This is a genomic window from Variovorax sp. WS11 (genome assembly GCF_010499245.1).
Classification (GTDB): domain Bacteria; phylum Pseudomonadota; class Gammaproteobacteria; order Burkholderiales; family Burkholderiaceae_C; genus Variovorax.
In genome coordinates, this window is record NZ_JAAGOW010000001.1 from 869,102 (window position 1) to 891,368 (window position 22,267).

General features: G+C 65.1%; 24 protein-coding genes and 1 pseudogene. 15 read left to right on the forward strand and 10 right to left on the reverse strand.

Features of this window, described 5'->3' with window-relative positions; genetic code table 11:
* Positions 1-31 precede the first annotated feature (31 nt).
* The 6 genes from rplI to ppsA form a co-directional block, all read right to left on the reverse strand.
* Positions 32-484, reverse strand: coding sequence for a 50S ribosomal protein L9 (rplI, locus tag GXN78_RS04500; protein WP_106556741.1), 453 nt, complete (start codon positions 482-484; stop codon positions 32-34).
* Between the two features lie 13 nt (positions 485-497).
* Positions 498-779, reverse strand: a complete 282-nt coding sequence (rpsR, locus tag GXN78_RS04505) for a 30S ribosomal protein S18 (protein ID WP_007830781.1) — start codon at positions 777-779, stop codon at positions 498-500.
* 18 nt (positions 780-797) lie between these two features.
* On the reverse strand, positions 798-1,100 hold the full coding sequence (gene priB / locus GXN78_RS04510; RefSeq protein ID WP_239142602.1) for a primosomal replication protein N: 303 nt from the start codon (positions 1,098-1,100) through the stop codon (positions 798-800).
* 7 nt (positions 1,101-1,107) lie between these two features.
* On the reverse strand, positions 1,108-1,482 hold the full coding sequence (rpsF, locus tag GXN78_RS04515; protein WP_068683060.1) for a 30S ribosomal protein S6: 375 nt from the start codon (positions 1,480-1,482) through the stop codon (positions 1,108-1,110).
* A 129-nt stretch (positions 1,483-1,611) separates the two neighbouring features.
* Positions 1,612-2,142, reverse strand: coding sequence for a hypothetical protein (locus GXN78_RS04520; RefSeq protein WP_106556740.1), 531 nt, complete (start codon positions 2,140-2,142; stop codon positions 1,612-1,614).
* A 217-nt stretch (positions 2,143-2,359) separates the two neighbouring features.
* The gene (ppsA, locus tag GXN78_RS04525; protein ID WP_106556739.1) at positions 2,360-4,753 is read right to left on the reverse strand and encodes a phosphoenolpyruvate synthase; all 2,394 of its coding nucleotides are present in this window, start codon (positions 4,751-4,753) and stop codon (positions 2,360-2,362) included.
* A 196-nt stretch (positions 4,754-4,949) separates the two neighbouring features.
* Between ppsA and GXN78_RS04530 the strand changes: the two genes are divergently transcribed.
* Complete coding sequence (locus GXN78_RS04530; RefSeq protein WP_086924076.1) at positions 4,950-5,771, forward strand: pyruvate, water dikinase regulatory protein; 822 nt, start codon at positions 4,950-4,952, stop codon at positions 5,769-5,771.
* 33 nt (positions 5,772-5,804) lie between these two features.
* Here GXN78_RS04530 and ahpF read toward each other — a convergent pair whose 3' ends face one another.
* Entirely contained in the window at positions 5,805-7,394 is a 1,590-nt protein-coding gene (gene ahpF, locus GXN78_RS04535) for an alkyl hydroperoxide reductase subunit F (RefSeq protein ID WP_106556738.1), read from the reverse strand.
* A gap of 85 nt (positions 7,395-7,479) precedes the next feature.
* Positions 7,480-8,052, reverse strand: a complete 573-nt coding sequence (ahpC, locus tag GXN78_RS04540) for an alkyl hydroperoxide reductase subunit C (RefSeq protein ID WP_106556737.1) — start codon at positions 8,050-8,052, stop codon at positions 7,480-7,482.
* A gap of 243 nt (positions 8,053-8,295) precedes the next feature.
* Here ahpC and bfr point away from each other — a divergent pair, with 243 nt between their 5' ends.
* From bfr to GXN78_RS04605, 13 genes and pseudogenes are all read left to right on the forward strand, one after another.
* A complete protein-coding gene (gene bfr, locus GXN78_RS04545) occupies positions 8,296-8,772 on the forward strand; it encodes a bacterioferritin (protein WP_106556736.1) in 477 nt (158 codons plus the stop codon).
* Between the two features lie 109 nt (positions 8,773-8,881).
* Positions 8,882-9,523: a PepSY-associated TM helix domain-containing protein gene (locus GXN78_RS04550; protein WP_106556735.1), complete on the forward strand. Its 642-nt coding sequence runs from the start codon at positions 8,882-8,884 to the stop codon at positions 9,521-9,523.
* Positions 9,524-9,541: 18 nt separating this feature from the next.
* Positions 9,542-10,063, forward strand: a complete 522-nt coding sequence (locus GXN78_RS04555) for a DUF2271 domain-containing protein (protein WP_106556734.1) — start codon at positions 9,542-9,544, stop codon at positions 10,061-10,063.
* A gap of 30 nt (positions 10,064-10,093) precedes the next feature.
* The gene (locus tag GXN78_RS04560) at positions 10,094-10,894 is read left to right on the forward strand and encodes a DUF4198 domain-containing protein (RefSeq protein WP_106556733.1); all 801 of its coding nucleotides are present in this window, start codon (positions 10,094-10,096) and stop codon (positions 10,892-10,894) included.
* A gap of 110 nt (positions 10,895-11,004) precedes the next feature.
* Entirely contained in the window at positions 11,005-11,922 is a 918-nt protein-coding gene (locus GXN78_RS04565) for an FAD:protein FMN transferase (protein ID WP_275407578.1), read from the forward strand.
* Positions 11,919-13,283, forward strand: coding sequence for a sulfite reductase subunit alpha (locus GXN78_RS04570; RefSeq protein ID WP_106556732.1), 1,365 nt, complete (start codon positions 11,919-11,921; stop codon positions 13,281-13,283). The genes GXN78_RS04565 and GXN78_RS04570 overlap by 4 nt, the downstream gene beginning before the upstream one ends.
* Before the next feature lie 229 nt (positions 13,284-13,512).
* Positions 13,513-15,870 carry a catecholate siderophore receptor Fiu gene (locus GXN78_RS04575; RefSeq protein ID WP_106556731.1) on the forward strand — a complete coding sequence of 786 codons (2,358 nt, stop codon included), beginning with the start codon at positions 13,513-13,515 and terminating at the stop codon, positions 15,868-15,870.
* An 87-nt stretch (positions 15,871-15,957) separates the two neighbouring features.
* On the forward strand, positions 15,958-16,638 hold the full coding sequence (locus GXN78_RS04580) for a Fe2+-dependent dioxygenase (protein ID WP_106556730.1): 681 nt from the start codon (positions 15,958-15,960) through the stop codon (positions 16,636-16,638).
* 115 nt (positions 16,639-16,753) lie between these two features.
* Positions 16,754-17,026, forward strand: a complete 273-nt coding sequence (locus GXN78_RS04585; protein WP_106556729.1) for a (2Fe-2S)-binding protein — start codon at positions 16,754-16,756, stop codon at positions 17,024-17,026.
* 105 nt (positions 17,027-17,131) lie between these two features.
* Positions 17,132-17,828: pseudogene (locus GXN78_RS04590) on the forward strand (energy transducer TonB).
* 18 nt (positions 17,829-17,846) lie between these two features.
* Positions 17,847-18,560, forward strand: coding sequence for a MotA/TolQ/ExbB proton channel family protein (locus tag GXN78_RS04595; protein ID WP_164255369.1), 714 nt, complete (start codon positions 17,847-17,849; stop codon positions 18,558-18,560).
* An 8-nt stretch (positions 18,561-18,568) separates the two neighbouring features.
* Positions 18,569-18,982 carry a biopolymer transporter ExbD gene (locus GXN78_RS04600; RefSeq protein WP_106560079.1) on the forward strand — a complete coding sequence of 138 codons (414 nt, stop codon included), beginning with the start codon at positions 18,569-18,571 and terminating at the stop codon, positions 18,980-18,982.
* 94 nt (positions 18,983-19,076) lie between these two features.
* Positions 19,077-19,289: a hemin uptake protein HemP gene (locus GXN78_RS04605; protein ID WP_106560080.1), complete on the forward strand. Its 213-nt coding sequence runs from the start codon at positions 19,077-19,079 to the stop codon at positions 19,287-19,289.
* 179 nt (positions 19,290-19,468) lie between these two features.
* Here GXN78_RS04605 and GXN78_RS04610 read toward each other — a convergent pair whose 3' ends face one another.
* Positions 19,469-19,876 carry a heme-binding protein gene (locus tag GXN78_RS04610; protein WP_106560081.1) on the reverse strand — a complete coding sequence of 136 codons (408 nt, stop codon included), beginning with the start codon at positions 19,874-19,876 and terminating at the stop codon, positions 19,469-19,471.
* 176 nt (positions 19,877-20,052) lie between these two features.
* On the opposite strand from GXN78_RS04610, the gene GXN78_RS04615 reads away from it, so the two are divergent.
* The gene (locus GXN78_RS04615; protein ID WP_106560082.1) at positions 20,053-20,754 is read left to right on the forward strand and encodes a Bax inhibitor-1/YccA family protein; all 702 of its coding nucleotides are present in this window, start codon (positions 20,053-20,055) and stop codon (positions 20,752-20,754) included.
* A 49-nt stretch (positions 20,755-20,803) separates the two neighbouring features.
* Here GXN78_RS04615 and rlmD read toward each other — a convergent pair whose 3' ends face one another.
* A complete protein-coding gene (gene rlmD / locus GXN78_RS04620; RefSeq protein WP_106560083.1) occupies positions 20,804-22,240 on the reverse strand; it encodes a 23S rRNA (uracil(1939)-C(5))-methyltransferase RlmD in 1,437 nt (478 codons plus the stop codon).
* Positions 22,241-22,267 lie beyond the last annotated feature (27 nt).

The following is a 22,267-nucleotide window of genomic DNA, read 5'->3' on the forward strand; positions in this document are numbered from 1 at the left end:
CTGCGAGCTTGCTTTCTCCTTGCTGAAGGCGTTATGCGCTTTCGCCGTAAACCGTAACGGTGATCTCGACCACCACGTCGGTGTGCAGCGCGACGCTGACCGTGCTGTCGCCGACGGCCTTGATCGGCCCGCTGGGCATGCGCACCTGGGACTTCGCGATCTTGTAGCCCTGCTTGTTGAGCTCGTCTGCGATATCGTGATTCGTGACCGAGCCGAACAGGCGGCCGTCGACGCCGGCCTTCTGCGTGAGCTTGACGGCGGTACCGCCGAGCTTTGCGCCCTGGGCTTCCGCCTCGGACTTCTTGGCGGCGGCGGCCTTTTCGAGCTCGACTCGCTTGGCTTCGAACTCGGCCTTGTTGGATTCGGTGGCGCGGCGGGCGAGTCCCGAGGGAATCAGGAAGTTGCGGGCGTAGCCGTCCTTGACCTTGACGATATCGCCGAGGACGCCGACGTTGAGGACCTTTTCCAGAAGAATGACTTGCATGGTGTCCGGCTCCTTAGACGCGGTGCTGGTCGCTGTACGGCACCATCGCGAGGAAGCGTGCGCGCTTGATCGCGGTGTTGAGCTGGCGCTGGTAGATCGCGCGCGTGCCGGTCAGGCGCGCGGGGATGATCTTGCCGTTCTCGCTGATGAAATCGCGCAGGGTGTCGATGTCCTTGTAGTCGATCTCTTCGACACCGGCGACGGTGAAGCGGCAAAAGCGCTTGCGCTTGAACAGCAGCGACTGGGTGTTGCGCTTCGGACGCTTGTCCTTGTTGAATTTCTTGAACGTGGCCATTGTGGGACCTCTCGAAAATTAATCTTGCTGAAAATCCTGGATGTGCAGCACTGGATGCTTGCCGTTACGCGGTGTGGCCAGAAAGCCCTGGAAACGCCAGAGACTTCCCAATGCCTGCCTCGCGAGCCGCTCGGCCACTGCGCCGAACGCGACGGCCTTGAGGGCCGCCTTGACCTGCCGGGGCTGAGCCGCTTCGGTGATCGTCGACTCGTGTTCGAGCCGCAGATCGATGGCGGGCAGGCCGGCAGGCGTGAAACGCAAGGCACCGAGCTCGGCAACGCAGGCAGTCAGCACCAGCTGATTGACTGCGGCAGCGCTCACGCCATCATCAGTTGTTGTTGGCGGCGTACTCGGCCTGCTGGGCCTTGCGGGCCTCTTCGCGCTCCACCGTCTTCATCATCGACGAAGGGCCGGTCTCGGCCTTCTTCTTGACCACGGTGAGGTGGCGCAGGACGGCGTCGTTGAACTTGAAGGCATGCTCCAGCTCGGCCATCACGGCCTGCTCGGCCTCGATGTTCACGCACAGGTAGTGCGCCTTGTTGAGCTTGTTGATCTGGTAGGCCAGCTGGCGACGGCCCCAGTCTTCGACACGATGGACCTTGCCGCCGCCGGCGGTGATCATGCCCTTGTAGCGCTCCAGCATGGCCGGAACTTGCTCGCTTTGATCCGGATGGATCAGCAGAATGATTTCATAGTGACGCATGGCACTCCTTGTGGATCTTCCGTGGAAGGGATTAAGCCACCTGCAGCGTCAGTCGCAGTGTGGCAAGGCAAAGCCGACTATTGTAGCAGGCGATTGCCGCTCCGGAGTGCTCGGCCGGATCGGTCCTGCTCAGATGCCCAGTGCGCGATCCAGCGCCACCGCCTTGTCATCGCCCACAGCAGCGCGGATCTTGGGCGCCAGGGCCAGTAGCTCTTCGTAGGTCGAGGTACCTTCGACCGACAGGTTCAGCCTGAACCCGCGCAGCCCGAGGCTGCCGGTGAGCTGTGTAGCGATCGGGTACGCGTCCTTGTAACGCTGCTGAGCCGAGGGCAACCCCATCGCGTGCGTTGCGGAAGCCTCCACGTGGAGCGTCGCGGCAACTGGGCGCTCAGGCTGCCGGGCCGGCGATGGCGTAGGCCCGGCCGGCATCGCCACCGTCCCGGCGTTGGCCGCTTCGGCCATCCCGCCTACCTGTCCCAGCAACCCCTGCTCGACCATCTGATCGATGTCCTCGCGCCCAATGCCCATGCCCGCCTCGAGCACCTCGCTCACTGAGCGCTTGCCGTCGAACAGGATGAAGGCCGAGCGCTGGCGCGGCGTGAGCCGGACCGAGCGGTCCTTGAACACCTGCTGGCCGGCTTCTGTCTTGACAAGAATCATGGGCATCCTCAATGCGAAATCCCGGCGCTCTCGGACTCTACGCGGTCTCTTGTCCGAGCGATCCGGGCGGCTCCCTCCCCGTGGGCGCCGAGTTTGACATCAAAGATGCATCCGTCTGTAACTTGATTAAGCTGACAGGGGAATTACAAACAGAAGTTGTGACGAAAGTTGTAATGCGACGGGGCAAACCAGCCCCGTCGCGCGCTCCCCAATCGCTTCAGCGCTGCGCCAGTTGCTGCCAGGTGTCGATCACGCTGTCGGGGTTGAGCGAGATCGACTCAATGCCCTGTTCGGCCAGCCACGCCGCGAAATCTGGGTGGTCGCTGGGCCCCTGTCCGCAGATGCCGACGTACTTGCCTTTCTCCTTGCAGGCCTTGATCACGCGCGCCAGCAGCGCCTTGACGGCGGGATCGCGCTCGTCGAAGTCGGCCGCCAGCAGCTCGAGGCCGGAATCCCGGTCCAGCCCCAGCGTGAGCTGCGTCAGGTCGTTCGAGCCGATCGAGAAGCCGTCGAAGAACTCCAGGAACTCCTCCGGCAGGATGGCGTTGCTCGGCACCTCGCACATCATGATCAGCTTGAGCTCGTTCTCGCCGCGCTTGAGGCCGTGCTCGCCGAGCAGTCCAGTGACGCGAGCTGCCTGGCCCAAGGTGCGAACGAAGGGCACCATGATCTGCACGTTGGTCAAGCCCATCTCGCCGCGCACCCGCTTGAGCGCCTCGCACTCCATGGCAAAGGCCTCGCCGAAATCCGCGCTGAGGTAGCGCGCCGCGCCGCGGAAGCCCAGCATCGGGTTCTCCTCCTCCGGCTCATAGCGGCTGCCGCCGATCAGCTTGCGGTATTCGTTGGACTTGAAGTCCGACAGCCGCACGATCACCGGCTTGGGCCAGAAGGCGGCACCGATGGTAGCAATGCCCTCGGCCACCTTGTCGACATAGAAGGCACGCGGCGACGCATGGCCGCGGGCGACCGATTCGACGGCCTTCTTGAGGTCGGCATCGACATTCGGGTAGTCGAGGATCGCCTTGGGGTGCACGCCGATGTTGTTGTTGATGATGAACTCGAGTCGCGCCAGACCGACGCCGTGGTTCGGCAGCTGGGCGAAGTCGAAAGCCAGCTGCGGGTTACCCACGTTCATCATGAGCTTGATGTCGATCTCGGGCATTTCGCCGCGCTGGACCTCGGTCACCTCGGTCTCGAGCAGGCCGTCGTAGATGAAGCCGGTGTCGCCCTCGGCGCAGCTCACCGTGACCAGCGTGCCGTCCTTGAGCAGGTCGGTGGCGTCGCCGCAGCCAACGACCGCCGGGATGCCTAGCTCACGCGCGATGATGGCCGCGTGACAGGTCCGCCCGCCGCGGTTGGTGACGATGGCGGCGGCGCGCTTCATCACGGGCTCCCAGTTCGGGTCGGTCATGTCGGTCACCAGCACGTCGCCGGCCTGGACCTTGTCCATCTCGCTGATGCTGTGGACCAGGCGCACCGGGCCGGTGCCGATCTTCTGGCCGATCGCGCGGCCTTCGGCCAGCACGGCGCCCTTGGCCAGCAGCTTGTAGCGCTGCTCGGCCTTGCCCTGCTGCTGGCTCTTCACGGTCTCAGGGCGGGCCTGCAGGATGTAAAGCTGGCCATCGGTGCCGTCCTTGCCCCACTCGATGTCCATCGGCCGGCCGTAGTGCTCCTCGATCACCAGCGCGTATTTGGACAGTTGCTCCACCTCGGCATCGGTGAGCGAATAGCGATTGCGTTGCTCGGTCGGGACGTCGGTAGTCTTCACCAGCTTGCCGCTGGCGGCCTTCTCGGCGGCGCTGGCGAATTCCATCTGGATGAGCTTTGAGCCGAGGTTGCGGCGGATTACCGCGCGCTTGCCGGCCTTGAGCATGGGCTTGTGCACATAGAACTCGTCCGGGTTCACCGCACCTTGCACCACCGTTTCACCCAAGCCGTAGCTGGAGGTGATGAAGACCACCTGGTCGAAGCCGGACTCGGTGTCGATGGTGAACATCACGCCCGCCGCGCCCAGGTCGCTGCGCACCATGCGCTGCACGCCGGCCGACAGCGCCACCACGTCGTGGGCAAAGCCCTTGTGCACGCGATAGCTGATGGCGCGATCGTTGTAGAGGGAGGCGAACACCTCCTTCATCTTGTGGAGCACGTCCTCGACGCCCACCACGTTGAGGAAGGTCTCCTGCTGGCCGGCGAAGGAGGCATCCGGCAGGTCTTCCGCGGTCGCCGACGAGCGTACGGCGAACGAGGCTTCGGGATTGCCCGCGCTGAGCTTGGCGAAGGCGTCCTTGATCGCCTGCTGGAGATCGGCCGGGAAGGGCTGAGCCTCGACCATGGCCCGGATCTCGGCCCCTGCCGCAGCCAGGGCGCGGACGTCTTCCGTATTCAGGCTCTTGAGTTTCGCGCTGATGCGATCGGCCAGGCCATCGTGGGCCAGGAACTGCCGGAACGCGTGGGCGGTGGTCGCGAAGCCAGTGGGCACGCGCACCCCTTGCGGCAGTTGGGAAATCATCTCGCCGAGACTGGCGTTCTTGCCGCCGACCGACTCGACGTCGGTCATCCTCAGGTTTTCAAACGGTACGACCAGGGCGGTCGCTTCGAAGAGTGCAGACATGGGAAAGCTCCAGAAGTTGAAACCGGGGCGACATGCAGACGGCGCGGCGCGATCGTTCTGATTGCTCTGGGCGCAGGGGCGGTATGCATGGATAAAAGCATGGGGATGGCGGGAACGGACGGGGCCGCATTCCCGATAATGGGCCGGATTGTAGGCGCCGAGCGGGTCGGCGCGCCGCAGGACAAGGCCGCCAAGCATGCACACACGCACCGTATTCTTCGTTTCCGATGGCACCGGCATCACCGCCGAAACCTTCGGCAACGCCGTTCTGGCCCAGTTCGAGATCAAGCCTCGCCATGTGCGTCTGCCCTTCACCGACACGGTCGACAAGGCGCACCAGGCGGTGCGGCGGATCAACCACACCGCCGAAGTGGAGGGCCTGCGGCCGATCGTCTTCACCACGCTGGCGAACATGGACGTGCTGGAAGTCATCGAGACCGGCTGCAAGGGGATGCTGCTCGACATGTTCGGCACCTTCGTGCGACCGCTCGAGATCGAGTTGGCGATGAAGTCGAACCACCGCATCGGCCGCTTCAGCGACGTCAGCAAGAGCAAGGAATACAACGCCCGCATCCAGGCCATCGACTTCAGCCTGGCGCACGACGATGGGCAGAGCAACCGCGACCTGGATAATGCCGACGTCATCCTGGTGGGTGTCAGCCGAAGCGGCAAGACGCCCACCTCGCTCTACCTGGCCATGCAGCACGGCCTCAAGGCTGCCAACTACCCACTGATCCCGGAGGACTTCGAGCGCCGGCAGTTGCCGCCGGCACTGATGCCGCATCGCAAGAAGATCTTCGGGCTCACGATCCAGCCCGAGCGGCTGAGCGAGATCCGCAACGAGCGGCGGCCGAATTCGCGTTACGCAAGCATCGAGAACTGCCGCCATGAAGTGAGCGAAGCCGAGGCCATGATGCGGCGCGCCGGTATCCGCTGGCTGTCGACCACCACGAAGTCGATCGAAGAGATCGCGACCACCATCCTGCAGGAGCTGCGGCCCGAGCGGCTGACGTATTGAGCGCTCTCGGGCCTCGCGCGTTCGAAGCGCTCGCTAAACCACCGCCTCGGCGACCGTGGCCTTCTCCGCCGGGGCCGAGGTACGGATCAGATGATCGAAGGCGCTCAGCGCCGCCTTCGCACCGTCTCCGGCCGCGATGATGATCTGCTTGAAGGGCACCGTGGTCGCATCGCCCGCCGCGAACACGCCGGGCACCGAGGTTTGGCCCTTGGCGTCGACCACGATCTCGCCGTGCTTCGAGAGCTCGAGCGTGCCCTTCAGCCAGTCGGTGTTGGGCACCAGGCCGATCTGCACGAACACGCCTTCCAGCGGCACCTGGCGGGTCTCGCCCGTCGCGCGGTCCTTGTAGACCAGGCCGTTGACCTTCTGCTGGTCGCCGGTGATCTCGGTGGTCTGCGCGTTGGTGATGATCTCGACGTTGGCGAGGCTCTTGAGCTTGCGCTGCAGCACTGCGTCGGCGCGCAGTTGGGTGTCGTACTCGATCAGCGTCACATGGCCCACGATGCCTGCCAGGTCGATCGCCGCCTCGACGCCCGAGTTGCCGCCGCCGATCACGGCCACGCGCTTGCCCTTGAAGAGCGGCCCGTCGCAGTGCGGGCAATAGGCCACGCCCTTGTTCCTGTACTCCTGCTCGCCGGGCACGTTGATGTTGCGCCAGCGCGCGCCGGTCGAGATCACGACCGAGCGGCTCTTGAGCGACGCGCCGTTCTCGAGCTTGATCTCGATCATGTCATCTCCGGGTACCAGTGCCGCCGCGCGCTGCAGGTTCATGATGTCGACGTCGTAGTGGCGCACATGCTCTTCGAGCGCGAGCGCGAATCGCGGCCCTTCGGTTTCCTTGATGGAGATGAAGTTCTCGATGCCGAGGGTGTCGAGCACCTGGCCGCCGAAGCGCTCGGAGGCCACGCCCGTGCGGATGCCCTTGCGCGCTGCGTAGACGGCAGCCGCTGCGCCGGCCGGGCCGCCGCCGACGATCAGGACGTCGAAAGGGTCCTTGTCGGCGATCTTCTTCGCCTCGCGCTCGACGCCGCTGGTGTCGATCTTGGCCAGGATCTCTTCCAGACTCATGCGGCCCTGGCCGAATTCGGTGCCATTCAGGAAGACGGTGGGCACGGCCATGATCTGGCGCTCCTTCACCTCGTCCTGGAACAGGGAGCCGTCGATCATCGTGGTCTTAATGCGCGGGTTCTGCACCGCCATCAGGTTGAGCGCCTGCACCACGTCCGGGCAGTTGTGGCAGGTGAGCGAGATGTAGATCTCGAACTCGAAGTCGCCCTCCAGCGCACGAATCTGCTCGAGCACGGCCTGCTCTACCTTGGGCGGATAGCCGCCGACTTGCAGCAGCGCGAGGATCAGCGAAGTGAACTCGTGGCCCATCGGCAGGCCGGCGAAGCGCGGGCCGTTGCTCTGGCTCGGCCGGTTGATCGAAAACGAAGGCTTGCGATGATTGTCGTCGCGGCTTTCGGTGACCTTCACCAGCGGGGACGAGTCCGCCACATCCTTCAGCAGCGATTGCAGGTCGCTCGACGCCTTGCTGTCATCGAGCGAAGCGACGATTTCGACTGGCTGCGTGATGCGGTCGAGATAGCTTTTCAGTTGTGCTTTGGTGCCGGCGTCGAGCATGGTGGACTCACCTCATTGGAAATCGGAAGACGGAAACAGAAAGGCCCGGGTGCTAACGCGCCCGGGCCTGGCGCGAACGGGCGGCTTAGATCTTGCCGACCAGGTCGAAGGATGGCTTGAGCGTCTCGGCGCCCTCCGTCCACTTCGCCGGGCAGACTTCACCCGGATGGGCGGCGACGTACTGGGCGGCCTTCACGCGGCGCAGCAGTTCGTTGGCGTCACGGCCGATGCCGTTGTCGTGCACTTCGACGGTCTTGATCTTGCCCTCGGGATCGATCACGAAGGTGCCGCGGTAGGCGAGACCGGCGTCTTCGCCTTCCTCGATCAGGACCTGGAAGGCGCGGGCCAGCTGTTGGCTGGGGTCGCCGATCAGGGGGTACTTCACCTTGGCGATGGTGTCCGAGGTGTCATGCCAGGCCTTGTGGGTGAAGTGGGTGTCGGTCGACACGCCGTAGATCTCGACGCCCAGCTTCTGGAATTCGGCATAGTGGTCGGCCAGATCGCCCAGTTCGGTCGGGCACACGAAGGTGAAGTCGGCCGGGTAGAAAACGACGACGGACCACTTGCCCTTGAAGCTTTCGTTGCTGACCGGGACGAACTTGCCGTTGTGGTACGCGGTGGCTTTGAACGGGACGATTTCGGTGTTGATCAGGGACATGTATGGGTTCCTAGGTGACTGATGAAAAAGCGAGTGTTTAGTATAACTACCAATCAGCAGCATTTGATAGCAATGAACTATGAAAAATATTGCGCTGCACTATGAGCGCACCAGCCGTTCAGCGAATGCGAACGCCTATCACGATCAAACGCATGCAGACCGCCACAACGTGGGTTCTCTTGCCTGCGCTCGAGCGGCGAACCCACAATCGATGCTTTCAATAACAAGGACAAGGAAAAAATCATGAAGGGCGACCCTCAAGTCATCGACCATCTGCAAGCCCAGCTCAAGAACGAGCTCACGGCGATCAATCAGTACTTCCTGCACTACCGCATGCTCAAGCACTGGGGCTTGGACAAGTTGGCGAAGAAGGAATACGAAGAATCCATCGGCGAGATGAAGCACGCCGACAAGCTCATGGATCGGATCTTCATGCTGGACGGTCTGCCGAACTTGCAGGACTTGGCCAAGCTCCGTGTAGGCGAGGACGTACCCGAGATCCTGCAGTGCGACCTGGCATCCGAAATGGGCGCGCAGGCCACCATCAAGGACGGCATCGCTCACTGCGAAGCGGTTCGCGACTATGTGTCGCGGGACCTCTTGCAGGAGATCCTGGACGACACCGAAGAACACATCGACTTCCTGGAAACCCAGATCGACCTGGTCGACAAGGTCGGCCTGCAGAACTACCTGCAGTCGCAGATGGGCGAAGTCGAGTAAGGCGATCTTCGCCACTGAAGCGGGGCCTCGAGCCCCGCTTTTTTTTGGGCCTCGCCCAGCATGCAAATAGCATTCATTCTCATTTGTAAGGATAGAATCCCGGGCTTCGATGAACGCCCCTTCCGCCAATCGCCGCCGCGCCTGCTGGCTCAAGACCTTGCACGAATGGCATTGGGTCAGCGCGGCGCTCTGCCTGATCGGCATGGTGCTGTTCAGCGTCACCGGCTTCACGCTCAATCACGCCGGAAGCATCGAGGCGAAGCCCAAGGTGAGCAGCCGGACCGGCGCCATCGACGACGCGCAGCGCGCCCGGCTCATGCGGCAGCTGCCGTCCGTCAAGGCAAACAAGGGCAAGGCCGAGCTGCCGCAAGAACTGCAGGCCTGGGTGCAGAAGCAATGGGCCATCGACACCGCGGGCCGAGAGGCCGAGTGGTCGGACGACGAGATCTATCTCTCGCTGCCCAGGCCCGGCGGCGACGCTTGGCTGCGGCTCAGCCTGGCCGACGGTGAGATCGAATACGAGCGCACCGACCGCGGCTGGCTTTCGTACTTCAACGACCTGCACAAAGGGCGCAACACGGGCGCCGCCTGGAGCTGGTTCATCGACCTCTTCGCGGCTGCCGCACTCATTTTTTCGGTCACCGGCCTGTTCATTCTCAAGATGCACGCCGGCAATCGCCCGTTCACCTGGCCCGTGGTCGGCATGGGGCTGGTGCTGCCGGTGCTGCTGGCGCTGATGTTCATTCATTGATCCTGGAAAGAGGTTTTCGTGCAAGTTCGCTATTCCCTTGCGCTCGCGGCGCTCTTCGGTGCTCCCGCCTTCGCGGCCGGTCTCACGGTCAACATCGAGGTGCCGCGCCTGACGGTGGCCGAATACCACCGGCCCTATGTCTCGGCATGGATCGAACGCGCCGACCAGTCGGTCGCGGCCACGCTGGCGGTCTGGTACGACATCAAGAACAAGGGCAACGCAGAGGGTGAAGGCACCAAGTGGCTCAAGGACATGCGCCAGTGGTGGCGCCGCACGGGCCGCGAGCTGCAGATGCCGGTCGATGGCATCAGCAGCGCCACCCGTCCCGCGGGCAAGCACCAGATCAGCTTCACCGAAGGCTCGGCCGCGCTTCCGAAGCTGGCGCCTGGCGCCTACAAGCTCTACGTCGAGGCGGCGCGCGAGGTCGGTGGCCGTGAGATCCTGAGCATCCCCTTCGAATGGCCACCGAAGTCGGCCGCGCAGCCGCAGGTCGCCGGCAACAGCGAGCTTGGCGAAGTGAAGCTCGAACTCAAGCCCTGAATTCCCCCATCCTCCTCATCGGGTTCCACCATGAAGCTTGCATTCCGCACCGCCGCCCTGATCCTCGCCCTTGCCGCCGCGTCCGTCCATGCACACAACGTGTGGCTGCTGCCCTCGAGCACAGTGCTTTCCAAGGGCGACTGGATCACGGTCGACGCGGCCGTGTCCAACGACCTGTTCTTCTTCAATCACAACCCGCTGGCCCTCGACAACCTCGAGGTCACCGCGCCCGACGGCAGCGCCATCAAGGCCGAGAACGTCCACAAGGGCAAGCTGCGCAGCGTCTTCGACCTCAACCTCGCGCAGCCCGGTACCTACCGTGTCGCGGTGCTCAACGGCGGCGTGTTCGCGCGCTGGAAGGACAAGGCCACCGGGCAGCAGAAGCGCGCGCGCGGCACGCCGGAGAACATCGCGAGCCAGATTCCGGCGGACGCACAAGAAGTCGAAGTCACGCAGTCGGCCGGCCGCATCGAAACCTTCATCACCGTGGGCAAGCCCAGCAAGCTCCAGCCGAGCGGGAAGGGCCTGGAACTGGTCGCCACCACCCACCCCACCGACCTGGTGAAGGGCGAAAAGGCCAGCTTCATCTTGCAGATCGACGGCCAGCCTGCCAAGGACCTCGAAGTGACGGTCACGCCGGGCAACACGCGCTACCGCGACAAGATGGACGAGATCTCGGCCAAGACCGACGCCAAGGGCCAGTTCTCCGTGACCTGGCCGCAGGCCGGCATGTACTGGCTCGAGGCCAACACCAAGGACAACAAGACGTCGGTCACGCAGGCCAAGGAGCGGCGCCTGAGCTATGCCGCTACCTTGGAAGTGATGCCCTGAACACGCCTGCCAAGGTCGCGACCGCGCGGCCTTCCTTCGCCGCCCGTTGGGCGAGCGGCTACGCCAATGCCGCGCTGCCGCGCCACGCCGATCCCGCCAGCCTGCAGGCGATCGCCGGGCGCACGATGGGTACGACCTGGTCGCTGCGCTTCGACAACCCGAAGATGATCGAGCTCGGCGCAGTCCGGCATGCCGTGCAAGCCGTGCTCGACCGCGTGATCGCGCAGATGAGCACCTGGGAGCCGGGCTCGGACATCAGCCGCTTCAACGGCGCGATCGCCGGCAGCCGTCACTCGCTGGCGCCGGAATTCGCCGAAGTGCTGGGCTGCGCATTGCGCTGGGCCGCGGAAAGCGGCGGCGCGATCGACCCTAGCGTCGGACCCTTGATCTCGTTGTGGGGGTTCGGAGCACAAGCCTGCACCTCGGGAATGCCCTCCTCCCCGGCCGATCTCGCGCAAGCCCGGGCGCGGGTCGGCTGGGAGCGGCTCGACTTCGATCCTGGAACCCAGTCGATCCTGCAGCCAGGTGGCACTGCCCTCGATCTCTCTGGGGTGGCCAAGGGTTTCGCAGTCGATCACGTGGCCGAGGCGTTGCGTACGCTCGGCCTCGAGGACTTCATCGTCGAAGTCGGTGGCGAGCTGCGCGGCGCAGGCCACCGTCCCGGCGGCGCTCCCTGGCGAGTCCAGGTCGACGCCGCTAACGGCCGCCCGGCCGTCGTCGCGCTTTCCAACCTGGCGATCGCCACCTCGGGCGACCGCTGGCACACGCACGAACACGCCGGCCGGCGCTGGTCGCACACCATCGATCCGCGCAACGGCGAGCCGCCTCGCCACGGGTTGGCCTCGGTGACGGTGCTGCATCGCGAATGCATGCACGCCGATGCGTTGGCGACCGTCCTGACGGTGCTAGGGCCCGACGAGGGCCTGGCATTCGCCGAGCGCCACGCCGTCCCGGCTCTGTTCGTCTGCCACGAAGGCGCGCAGCCGCGGGTCCTGGCCACCAGCCACTGGCCCGCGCACAGCTCATGACCGAGGCGGTCTTGCGCGCGCTGGCGGCCGGCGCGACGGTGTGCGCCTATGCGGCGATGTGCCTCGCCGTGTACCGGCGAGAGCGCGATCGTCGACGGGTTGCAGCGCGCACGGCCGCTGCCCTGGCAGGCGACGGCAGCTCGCAAGCGGCCTTGGTGCTCTTCGCAAGCCAGACCGGCCAGGCCGAGGCCCTCGCCTGGCAAACCGCAGGCTGGCTGCGCGACGCCGGAAAGCCGGTGCGCGTGATCCCGCTCAACGAAGCCGATGCGCAGACGCTTCGAGGCGCAGGGTCGGTCCTATTCGTTGCCAGCACCTACGGCGAAGGCGACGCGCCCGACGGCGCCAGCGTGTTCGCGGCGGATGTGATGCGCGCCGGCCTGGATCTCTCTTCGCTGCGCTACGCCGTGCTCGCGCTGGGCGATCGCCAATACGCCAACTTCTGCGGCTTCGGCCGGGCGCTCGACGAGTGGCTTCATTCGACGGGCGCCACGCGAGCCTTCGAGCGCATCGAGGTCGACAACGGCAACCCTGCCGCCCTGGCCCGGTGGCAGACACTGTGCGGCGGGGCCGGCGCGCTGTCGACGACACCCGGCCATGACGGCAGCGAGCCCCTTCCATGGCGACTCCACGCGCGGGAATTGCTGAACGCCGGAAGCGCCGGCGCGCCCGTGTACCACCTTGCGTTCGAGCCCGCCGAGGAATCGGCACAGTGGGAATCCGGGGACATCGCCCAGATCACGCTGGCGAGCGATCCCGGCCGCCCGCGCGACTATTCGATCGCCTCGATCCCGGCCGATGGCCAGCTCCACCTGCTGGTACGCCAGGAACGGCACCCCGACGGAACGCTCGGCGCCGCCTCCGGCCTGCTGAGTTCGACGCTGGCGATCGGCGACCGCATCGCACTGCGCCTCCGGCCGCACCGCAACTTCCGCCTCGAGGCCAATGCCCAACGTCCGCTGCTCCTCGTCGGCAACGGCACGGGGCTGGCGGGCTTGCGCAGCCACCTACGCGCCCGCGCCGCGGCCGGCCAGCACGACAACTGGCTCGTGTTCGGCGAGCGCAATGCGCGGCACGACTTTCTCTACCGCCAGGAGATCGAGGCATGGCAGGCCTCGGGCGTGCTGCGCCGTCTCGACATGGTGTTCTCGCGCGACCAAGCCGAGCGCCAGTACGTGCAGCATCGCCTGCTGCAGGCCTCCGAGGAGGTGCGGGCCTGGCTGGCGCGAGGTGCCGCCGTGTACGTCTGCGGCAGCCTGCAGGGCATGGCCTCGGGCGTCGACGCAGCACTGCGTCAGATCGCCGGCGAGGCCTCCATGCGCGAACTCAACGCCACCGGGCGTTATCGGCGCGACGTGTATTGAAGCGCGTTGGGCCACACCGCCAGTGGCCGCCTGGCAACGAACCTGGGAGAAATTTTGGCATCAGGGCTTGTAAAACGTTAACAAAGGTATTGAGATTCATTATCATCCACGCCGATCTCGCCTTTGTTCGCGACTCAGCTCACCCAGCCAATCCCCATCGCCCCGCCCCGGGGCGCCCAGCGGGACCAGCCAGTCGAGTTCTCACATCAGACCTTCCGGAGAACCCTTCATGGCCTACATCAAGAGCCGCAAGCACGCCGTCGCACGTGCCTTGCCGCCGTTCGGCAGCGCTGCCGCCGCCACCCTCATGGCGCTGACCGCGCTGCCCGCCTCGGCGCAGACGACCACCAGCACCCTCAAGGAGGTGCGCGTCGAAGGCGCCTCGGCCGACTACAAGGCCGACACCTCGGCCAATCCCAAGTTCACCGCGCCGCTGGTCGACACGCCGCAGACCATCTCGGTCGTCCGCGAGCAGATCATTCGTGAACAGGGCGCCACCACTCTCACCGAGGCGCTGCGCAACATCCCGGGCGCGGGCACCTTCTTCCTCGGCGAGAACGGCAACACCAGCACCGGCGACACGATCTTCATGCGCGGCTTCGACACCTCGAGCAGCATCTTCGTCGACGGCATCCGCGACCTGGGGTCGGTCTCGCGCGACGTGTTCAACGTCGAGCAGGTCGAGGTGGTCAAGGGCCCGGCCAGCACCGACGTGGGACGCACTTCGCCCACCGGCTACATCAACCTCATCACCAAGAAGCCGCGCCTCGAGGACAGCTTCGCGGGCTCCGTGAGCTTCGGCAGCGCCGACTATGCGCGCACCAGCATCGACTGGAACAAGATGATCAGCGGCGCCGACGGCTCCGGCGCGGCCTTCCGTCTCAACGCGGTGGCACAGGACGGCGGCGTCGCCGGCCGCGACTTCGTGAAGAACAAGCGCTGGGCGATCGCACCTTCGCTGGCTATCGGCCTGAACACGCCGACGCGCATCTTCCTCGACTACGTGCACGTCAAGCAGGACAACGTTCCGGACGGAGGCGTTCCGACCATCGGCCTGCCCGGCTACTCCAACCCCGACCCGCTCGCGCTCGGCGCGCGCCGCCGCACCTTCCTGAACTTCGCGTCGCCGGTCGACTCGAGCAACTTCTACGGCACACGCTCGGACTTCGACAACGTGACGTCGGACATGTTCACCGCCCGCGTGGAGCACGACATCTCGCCGAACGTCACGCTGCGCAACACCACGCGCTTCGGCCGGACCACGCAGGACTACATGCTCACCTCGTTCGTGCTGGGCGGCCTTGCAGCGAACGGGACCGTGCCCGCGGCCAATACGGGCTTCCTGGTCACGCCGAACCCGAGCTTGCCCGCCACCTGGACCTTCCGGCGCAGCACGCCGACCAACAAGGACCAGGAAAACAAGATCTTCGTGAACCAGACCAACGTGACCGCCAAGATCGACACGGGCGGCATCAGCCACTCGATCAGTGCGGGTCTCGAACTGCTGCGCGAAGAACAGAACAACCTCAACTTCTTCGCGCCGGGCTTCGCCAGCGTCAACACGACCTTCGCACCCGTGGGCTCCTGGCCGGATGCGAACCTGTACAACCCCAACCCGGACGTCGTGGGCTACAACCGGCTGCGCAACGGCACGGGCTCCAACGGCAGGACCGACACCGTCGGCCTGTATGCGTTCGACACCATCAAGCTCAACGAGCAGTGGCAGATCACGGGCGGCCTGCGCTACGACCACTACAGCACCGACTTCAACTCGACCGCGCTGACGCTGCCGTCGCGGGCGATCACGCCGACCAGCCTTTCGGTGTCGGACGGGCTGTTCACGGGCAAGCTGGGTGTCGTCTACAAGCCGGCCGAGAACGGCAGCGTCTACGCCGCCTACGGGACGGCCGCGCAACCTCCGGGCGGCGCCAACTTCGCGCTGGCCGCGGCCGGTACCGGCAACAACGCCGGACGCACCGACTTCCTGCCGCAGAAGGCCAAGACCTATGAAGTGGGCACCAAGTGGGACGTGCTGAACAAGCGTCTGGCGCTGACCGCGGCGCTGTATCGCACGGAGGTGCGCAACGAGGTGGTCCAGGATCCGACCAACGCCGCCGTCTTCACGCAGACCGGCAAGAAGCGCGTGCAAGGCATCGAACTGGGTGCGGCCGGCGCGATCACCGACAACTGGGGCGTGAGCGCAGGTTTCACGACCATGAACACCAAGGTCAACGGCTCCACCAATTCGCAGGACCAGATCACGGTGGTTCCCTACACGCCGAAGCGGGCGTTCACGGCGTGGACGACCTACCAGTTTCCCTTCGGCCTGACGATCGGCGGCGGGGCCCGCTACAACGGGAAGTTGACCAGGGGCTTCGACGGCGCCGTGGGCACGCCGGCCTACACCGAATCGTATTGGGTGTTCGACGCGATGGCGTCCTATCGCGTCAGCAAGAACGTCGAGATCCAGCTGAACATCTACAACCTGTTCGACAAGGAGTACGTGGCGGCGATCAACAAGAGCGGCTATCGCTACGCGCCCGGCATTCCGCGTTCCGGGCGGATCACGGCCAACTTCACGTTCTGATGCGAGCGTCGCGTCGCCGCCCGCGCGATGCGACACTCGAGCCCCGGCCCCCCGCCGGGGCTTTTTTCATTGAGAGAGCTCCACAAGATGATGCTGCATGTGCCCAATGTCCTCAGCGCGGAACAGCTGCGCGACATCCGCGCGGCGCTCGACGGCACCGACTGGGTTGATGGCCGCGAAACCGTCGGCGAGCAAGGTGCGCAGGTCAAGCGCAACCGGCAGTTGCCGGAGCACTCCGCGGTGGGGCGCGAACTCGGCAAGACGATCCTGCAGGCGTTGGCCCGCCACCCGCTCTTCTTCTCGGCCGCGCTGCCGCTGCGCTTCGTGCCGCCGCTGTTCAACCGCTACGAAGGCGGAGAGCACTACGGGCTTCACGTCGACGGATCGGTGCGCCCCGTGCCAGGCACGGGCGAGCAGTTACGCACCGATCTCTCCTGCACCCTCTTCCTGTGCGATCCGGACGACTATGAAGGCGGCGAGTTGGAGGTCGTCGACACCTACGGCGCGCACGAGGTCAAGCTGCCGGCCGGCGACCTGATCCTCTATCCCTCGAGCAGCCTGCACCGCGTACACCCCGTGCCCCACGGGGCCCGCACCTGCGCGTTCTTCTGGGTCCAGAGCATGGTGCGCGACGACGGGCAGCGGGCCATGCTGTTCGAGCTCGACCAGAACATCCTCAAGCTGCGCGGACGGCTCGGCGAATGCGAGGAGACCGTGGCGCTGACAGGTCACTATCACAACCTGCTGCGCCTCTGGGCCGAAGTTTGAGCCCGGCAGCCGGCCGCTGCACAAGCCCATTAGCCATAGTTGTTGCAAATGCGAGGGATTCGTATTTATAATCACGATTCCTATCACCAGCCAGCCAGACTGCCGCCCCACCGCCATGATCGTTTGCGTATGTCGCCGAGTGTCAGACCGCGAGATCGCGCGCCACGTGCGGGCGGGGATGACTTTCGACGAAGTGCAATTCGAGCTCGGCGTCGCCACCCAGTGCGGCCAATGCGAGAGCTGCGCACGCGACGTGGTCGCGCAGTGCAGTGCCTCCCACCCGATCGCCGCGCTGAGCCGCGAATCGGAGCCGAGTTCGATCCAGCTCGCCAGCGCCATCACGGAAAGCAGGGCATGGAACTCTTCTCGGCACTCGGCCTCAGCCTGATCGTTGTCACAGGCTCGGCCTGGTGGATTTTTCGCAAGTAAGTAAGTAACAGCCGGCGGTTTGCTGCATCCGGCACCTTCGAAGGTGCCGGCACTCGAATGTTTGATCGTGTCTGACCGCTTCTATTCGCCGCCCCCCTCCGTTCTAGGCCTGTCGCGCAACGCGCTTATCGCGAGCGGCGTGGTGCTATTCCACGTCGCAGCGCTCTGGGCACTGCAAAGCGGCCTGCTGCGGCGGGCCGCCGAGGTGGTCATTCCGGTGGAGATCCCTGAGCGAGTTCATCGAGCCGCCCGCCGAAGGAGTTGCCGCCGCCACCGCCTCCTCCGCCGCCGCCGAAGCCCCAGGTCACGAAGGCCCCGCCCCCGCCGCGCCCGCAGGCGATTCGCGAGCCGCGGCCGACGCCCGCACCGAACGCACCCACAGGGACAGTCGAACCGCCCCCACCGCCAGCCCCTATTGCGCCGCCCGCACCTCCGGCACCGCCGGCTGCCGCCGCCACGCGCCGCCGGCGCCGCCTTCAATCCAGTTGCCGTCCAGCGACGCCGACTACCTGCAGAACCCCAAACCCGCGTATCCGGCCATGAGCAGGCGCCTGGGCGAACAGGGCCGGACTGTCGTTCGAGTCACCATCGGCGTCGACGGGCTGCCTAAACGCGCCACCGTCCGGACCTCCAGTGGCTTTGACCGTTTGGACGAGGCGGCGGTCGCTGCCGTCATGCGATGGCGCTACGTACCGGGCAAACGAAATGGAGTCGTTGAAGAAATGGACTTCAGCGTTCCGATCAACTGGGTTCTCAATTAATTTCTGGAGTAGCTTCGTATGGATTCCCACTTTGGCCTGATGAATGTCTGGAATCAGGGCGACTTCGTCACCCGCGCCGTGGCCCTGCTTCTGATCGGCATGTCCCTCGCGTCTTGGATCGTGATCCTGATCAAGGCGTTGGACGTCATCCGCTACAAGCGCCTCGCCAAGCACTCGCAGGACTTCTGGCACAGCGAAGACTTCGCCACCGCGCTGAACAAGCTCGGCAAGGACGACGGCAATCCCTTCCGCGCGCTGGCGCTGGAGGGCCGCGAGGCTGCGGCACACCATCGCAATACCAAGGCGCATTTGCACGACGCACTTGACGTGAGCGACTGGATCACCCGTGCGCTGCGCAACGGCATCGACGAATTCACCGCGCGCCTGCAGACCGGCCTTGCGATCCTGGCTTCCGTCGGCTCGACGGCGCCGTTCATCGGGCTGTTCGGCACGGTGTGGGGCATCTATCACGCCCTGATGAGCATCGGCTCGGCCGGCCAGGCCACCATCGACAAGGTGGCCGGCCCGATTGGCGAGGCGCTGATCATGACGGCACTGGGCCTGGCAGTCGCCATTCCTGCCGTGCTCGGTTACAACGCGCTGGTGCGCGGCAACAAGTTCGTGCTGACCAAGCTCAACAGCTTCGCGCACGACCTGCATGCCTACTTCGTGACCGGCGCCCGCGTGCAAAGCGGCGTCGAGGCCACCGTGGTCCCGCTCAAGAAAGGCTGAGGAACGCCATGGCTTTCGGCACCCAGGACGAACCCGACGAGGTGATGAACGAGATCAACATGACGCCGCTGGTCGACGTCATGCTGGTGCTCCTGATCATCTTCATCATCACCGTGCCGGTGATGAAGCACGCGGTCAACATCGACCTTCCCCGCGCCAGCAGCGAACCGGAGCAGACCAAACCCCAGAACATCCTGTTCACGGTGGCGGCCGACGGCAGCTACTACTGGAACGAGCAGAAGATCGACGACGGCGAGCTGAAGACGCGGCTGGCTACCGAGGCCGCCAAGGATCCGCAGCCTGAACTGCACATCCGCGGCGACAAGGCAGTGCGTTACGAGCGCGTGGCGCAGGCCATGTCGGCAGCGCGCGAGGCCGGCGTTCGCAAGATCGGGTTCATCACGGAACCCGAGCCCAAGTAGCGCCGAACTGCAAGCTCGAGAAATCGATCGCAGTGATTGACTTTTTATTGAGAATCATTATCATTCACCTGTCGTTCAGATAAAGGGATTCCCAATGCAAGCCGTGCCCAACGCGTTCAGTGTCCTGAGCCATCCCTCGCTCGACCATTCGGGCGGCGGCCGTGCAAGCAGCGAGGCCCCCCGGCCTGCCACCCTGTTCGAGAGCGCGGAGCTCCTCAAGGGCGGCAAGATCGTCGGCATCATGCACAACGGCTCGTTGTACCGGTTGCAAGCCACCAAACTCGGCAAGCTGATCCTCACCAAGTAGGTTCAGTTCGCCCCTCGCGCAAGTTTCATCGTGGGGCGACTCGAGGAGATCTGATCTCCGAAGGGTCGTTTTTTGCTAGCCAACGGCTTCTTGCCGACTAGCCAAGCTTTTTTTCCCGCCATGAACCCCCAACAAAAACGCCGACCTCGAGGTCGGCGTTTTGCATGGCGGTCTGGCAATCAGAGACCGAGCGCGGCGATGCCCGCCCTGGCAATCTGGGCATCCTCGTTGGACTTGACGCCGCTGACGCCGACTGCGCCGATCACCTGACCGTCCTTGACGATCGGCACGCCGCCTTCGAGCAAGCCATCGATGCCAGGCGCCGACAGGAAGGAGGTGCGGCCGCCATTGACCATGTCCTCGTAGACCTTGCTCTCGCGCCGCCCCATGGCAGTCGTGTGAGCCTTGGCGGGCGCGATGTGCGACGAGATGGCCGCGGCGCCATCCAGCCGCTGCAGCCACAGCAGGTTGCCGGCGTCGTCGGCGATAGCGATGGTCACGGCCCAGTTGTTCTTGAGCGCTTCGGCTTCGGCCGCCGCGGCGATCGCCTTGACGTCGGCGAGTTCGAGAAAAGACTTGGTCTTCATGGTCTTGCGAATAGTGAGCAAATGCCAAGCATAGCGCCCGCGCCTGCCTGAACGCTTACGAAACGCGGGGTGCACTTTAGCGCCATGCCGAGGCGGGTCTTTTCCCAGTCGGGTCCTTGCACCCCCCTAGAATGACCCCAACTGCTGCATCGCAGCCAACATCAGGAGTTTCAGCAATGAACGACCGCGTCAACACCCTTGCCACCACTGTCGGCTACGGCCAGGCGCTGCCGCAAGCAGAGCGCCAGCGCGTACTGCGCAACACCTACTGGCTGCTCGCCCTGAGCCTGCTGCCCACCGTGCTGGGCGCCTGGCTGGGCGTCGCTACCGGCATCACCCGCTCCCTCAGCGGCGGCATCGGCCTCATGGTGTTCCTGGGCGGTGCCTTCGGCTTCATCTTCGCCATCGAGAAGACCAAGAACTCGGCGGCCGGCGTTCCGGTGCTGCTGGGCTTCACCTTCTTCATGGGCCTCATGCTGTCGCGGCTGATCGCGATGGTCCTGGGCTTCAAGAACGGCTCCGAGCTCATCATGACCGCCTTCGGCGGCACAGCCGGCGTGTTCTTCGTGATGGCCTCGCTGGCCACCGTGATCAAGCGCGACCTGTCGGGCATGGGCAAGTGGTTGTTCGTCGGCGCACTGGTGCTGATGATCGGCGCCGTCGTCAACGTGTTCGTGGGTTCCAGCGCTGGCATGCTCGCGATCTCGGTCGCCGCGATCGGCATCTTCTCGGCCTACATGCTCTATGACCTCAAGCAGATCATGGACGGCGGCGAAACCAACTACATCAGCGCCACGCTGGCGCTCTACCTGGACATGTTCAACGTGTTCCAGAGCCTGCTGGCCCTGCTGGGCATCTTCGGCGGCGAGCGCGACTGATAATGAGAGCACGTCTCGGCATTGAAGAAAGGGCCCTCGGGCCCTTTTTTCATGCCCGCTCGAACACCGCGATCGACTCGACGTGCGCCGTGTGCGGGAACATGTTGACCACGCCAGCGAAGGTGCAACGATAGCCCGCCTGGTGCACCAGCAGACCGGCGTCGCGCGCCAGCGTCGAGGGATTGCAGCTCACGTAGACGATCCGCCTCGGCGGCGACCAGCCATCCCTGGGCACATCACCCTGCTGATGCAGATCGGCCAGTGCCTTGGCCAGCGCGAAGGCGCCCTCGCGCGGCGGATCCACCAGCCATTTGTCCGCCGCGCCGTCGGCCATCAGCATCGCAGGCGTCATCTCGAACAGGTTGCGGGCGACGAAGCTCGTTGGTGCCAGCGTGCCCCGGCCCGGCGCCGGGCCCTGGTTAAGCATCAGGTTCTCCGTGGCCCTGGCCACCAGCGTGTCGCTGCCTTCGATGCCCAGCACTTCCCGCGCGCGGGTCGCGAGCGGGAGCGTGAAATTGCCCAGTCCGCAGAACCAGTCGATGACGCGCTCCTCTGGCTGCACGTCGAGCAGGCGCAAGGCGCGACTGACGAGTACACGGTTGATATGCGCATTGACCTGGGTGAAATCGGTCGGCTTGAAAGGCATCGTGACGCCGAATTCCGGCAACTGGTACGCCAGCGCCGGCCCGCCGGGCTCCAGCAGCCGCACCGTCTCGGGCCCCTTCGACTGCAGCCACCACTGCACGCCCTCGTGCCCAGCCGCGAAGGCCTTGAGACGCGCGATGTCCGCGGCAGACAGCGGCTCCAGGTGCCGCAACACCAGCGCGATCACGCCAAGCCCGTTGCCGTCGGGCGCGTCGCCGCATGCCAGTTCGATCTGTGGGCAGGTGTCGCGCGCGTCCATCGATCCGATGAGCTCGCGCAGCGGCATGAGCATGGCGCTGACGCGCGCCGGCAGCACCGGGCACACCTGCATGTCGGCGAGATAGCGGCTCTTGCGTTCGTGAAAACCGATCAGCACCGTGCCCTTCTTGACCACGTAGCGCACCGACAGCCGGGCGCGATAGCGGTAGTGCCAGGCCGGGCCTTCGAGCGGCCGCAGCATGTTCTCCGGCCGCACCTTGCCCAAATGCCACAGGTTGTCCTCGAGCGCACGCTGCTTGACCGCAACCTGCGCCGCGGCGTCGAGGTGCTGCATCTTGCAGCCGCCGCAGGCACCGGGGTGCAACCCGAAATGCGGACATCCCGGACGCACGCGCTGCGAGGATTCGCGACGGATCGCGGTCACCGTGCCCTGCTCCCAGTTGTTCTTCCTGCGCTGCACCTTGAGCTGCACTTCCTCGAAGGGCAGTGCGCCCTCGATGAAAACCACCATGCCGCTGGCCTTGTGTGCCACGCCCTGCGCGTCGAGGTCGAGCGACTCGACCTGCAGCCACTCATCGTCGGGCTGCTGCTGCGCCTCTTTGCTTCCTGTCGATTCCGTCATGCGCGGATTGTCTCAGGGCGCCATGCC

Coding starts and splice junctions, on each gene's coding strand:
- rpsR (WP_007830781.1), bottom strand. CDS start 779: ATGGCCACGTTCAAGAAATTCAACAAGGACAAGCGTCCGAAGCGCAAC.
- GXN78_RS04610 (WP_106560081.1), bottom strand. CDS start 19,876: ATGAAGACCAAGTCTTTTCTCGAACTCGCCGACGTCAAGGCGATCGCC.
- ppsA (WP_106556739.1), bottom strand. CDS start 4,753: ATGTCTGCACTCTTCGAAGCGACCGCCCTGGTCGTACCGTTTGAAAAC.
- ahpF (WP_106556738.1), bottom strand. CDS start 7,394: ATGCTCGACGCCGGCACCAAAGCACAACTGAAAAGCTATCTCGACCGC.
- ahpC (WP_106556737.1), bottom strand. CDS start 8,052: ATGTCCCTGATCAACACCGAAATCGTCCCGTTCAAAGCCACCGCGTAC.
- bfr (WP_106556736.1), top strand. CDS start 8,296: ATGAAGGGCGACCCTCAAGTCATCGACCATCTGCAAGCCCAGCTCAAG.
- GXN78_RS04595 (WP_164255369.1), top strand. CDS start 17,847: ATGGATTCCCACTTTGGCCTGATGAATGTCTGGAATCAGGGCGACTTC.
- GXN78_RS04530 (WP_086924076.1), top strand. CDS start 4,950: ATGCACACACGCACCGTATTCTTCGTTTCCGATGGCACCGGCATCACC.
- GXN78_RS04615 (WP_106560082.1), top strand. CDS start 20,053: ATGAACGACCGCGTCAACACCCTTGCCACCACTGTCGGCTACGGCCAG.
- GXN78_RS04550 (WP_106556735.1), top strand. CDS start 8,882: ATGAACGCCCCTTCCGCCAATCGCCGCCGCGCCTGCTGGCTCAAGACC.
- GXN78_RS04605 (WP_106560080.1), top strand. CDS start 19,077: ATGCAAGCCGTGCCCAACGCGTTCAGTGTCCTGAGCCATCCCTCGCTC.
- GXN78_RS04580 (WP_106556730.1), top strand. CDS start 15,958: ATGATGCTGCATGTGCCCAATGTCCTCAGCGCGGAACAGCTGCGCGAC.
- rplI (WP_106556741.1), bottom strand. CDS start 484: ATGCAAGTCATTCTTCTGGAAAAGGTCCTCAACGTCGGCGTCCTCGGC.
- GXN78_RS04575 (WP_106556731.1), top strand. CDS start 13,513: ATGGCCTACATCAAGAGCCGCAAGCACGCCGTCGCACGTGCCTTGCCG.
- GXN78_RS04585 (WP_106556729.1), top strand. CDS start 16,754: ATGATCGTTTGCGTATGTCGCCGAGTGTCAGACCGCGAGATCGCGCGC.
- GXN78_RS04520 (WP_106556740.1), bottom strand. CDS start 2,142: ATGATTCTTGTCAAGACAGAAGCCGGCCAGCAGGTGTTCAAGGACCGC.
- GXN78_RS04570 (WP_106556732.1), top strand. CDS start 11,919: ATGACCGAGGCGGTCTTGCGCGCGCTGGCGGCCGGCGCGACGGTGTGC.
- rlmD (WP_106560083.1), bottom strand. CDS start 22,240: ATGACGGAATCGACAGGAAGCAAAGAGGCGCAGCAGCAGCCCGACGAT.
- rpsF (WP_068683060.1), bottom strand. CDS start 1,482: ATGCGTCACTATGAAATCATTCTGCTGATCCATCCGGATCAAAGCGAG.
- GXN78_RS04600 (WP_106560079.1), top strand. CDS start 18,569: ATGGCTTTCGGCACCCAGGACGAACCCGACGAGGTGATGAACGAGATC.
- GXN78_RS04560 (WP_106556733.1), top strand. CDS start 10,094: ATGAAGCTTGCATTCCGCACCGCCGCCCTGATCCTCGCCCTTGCCGCC.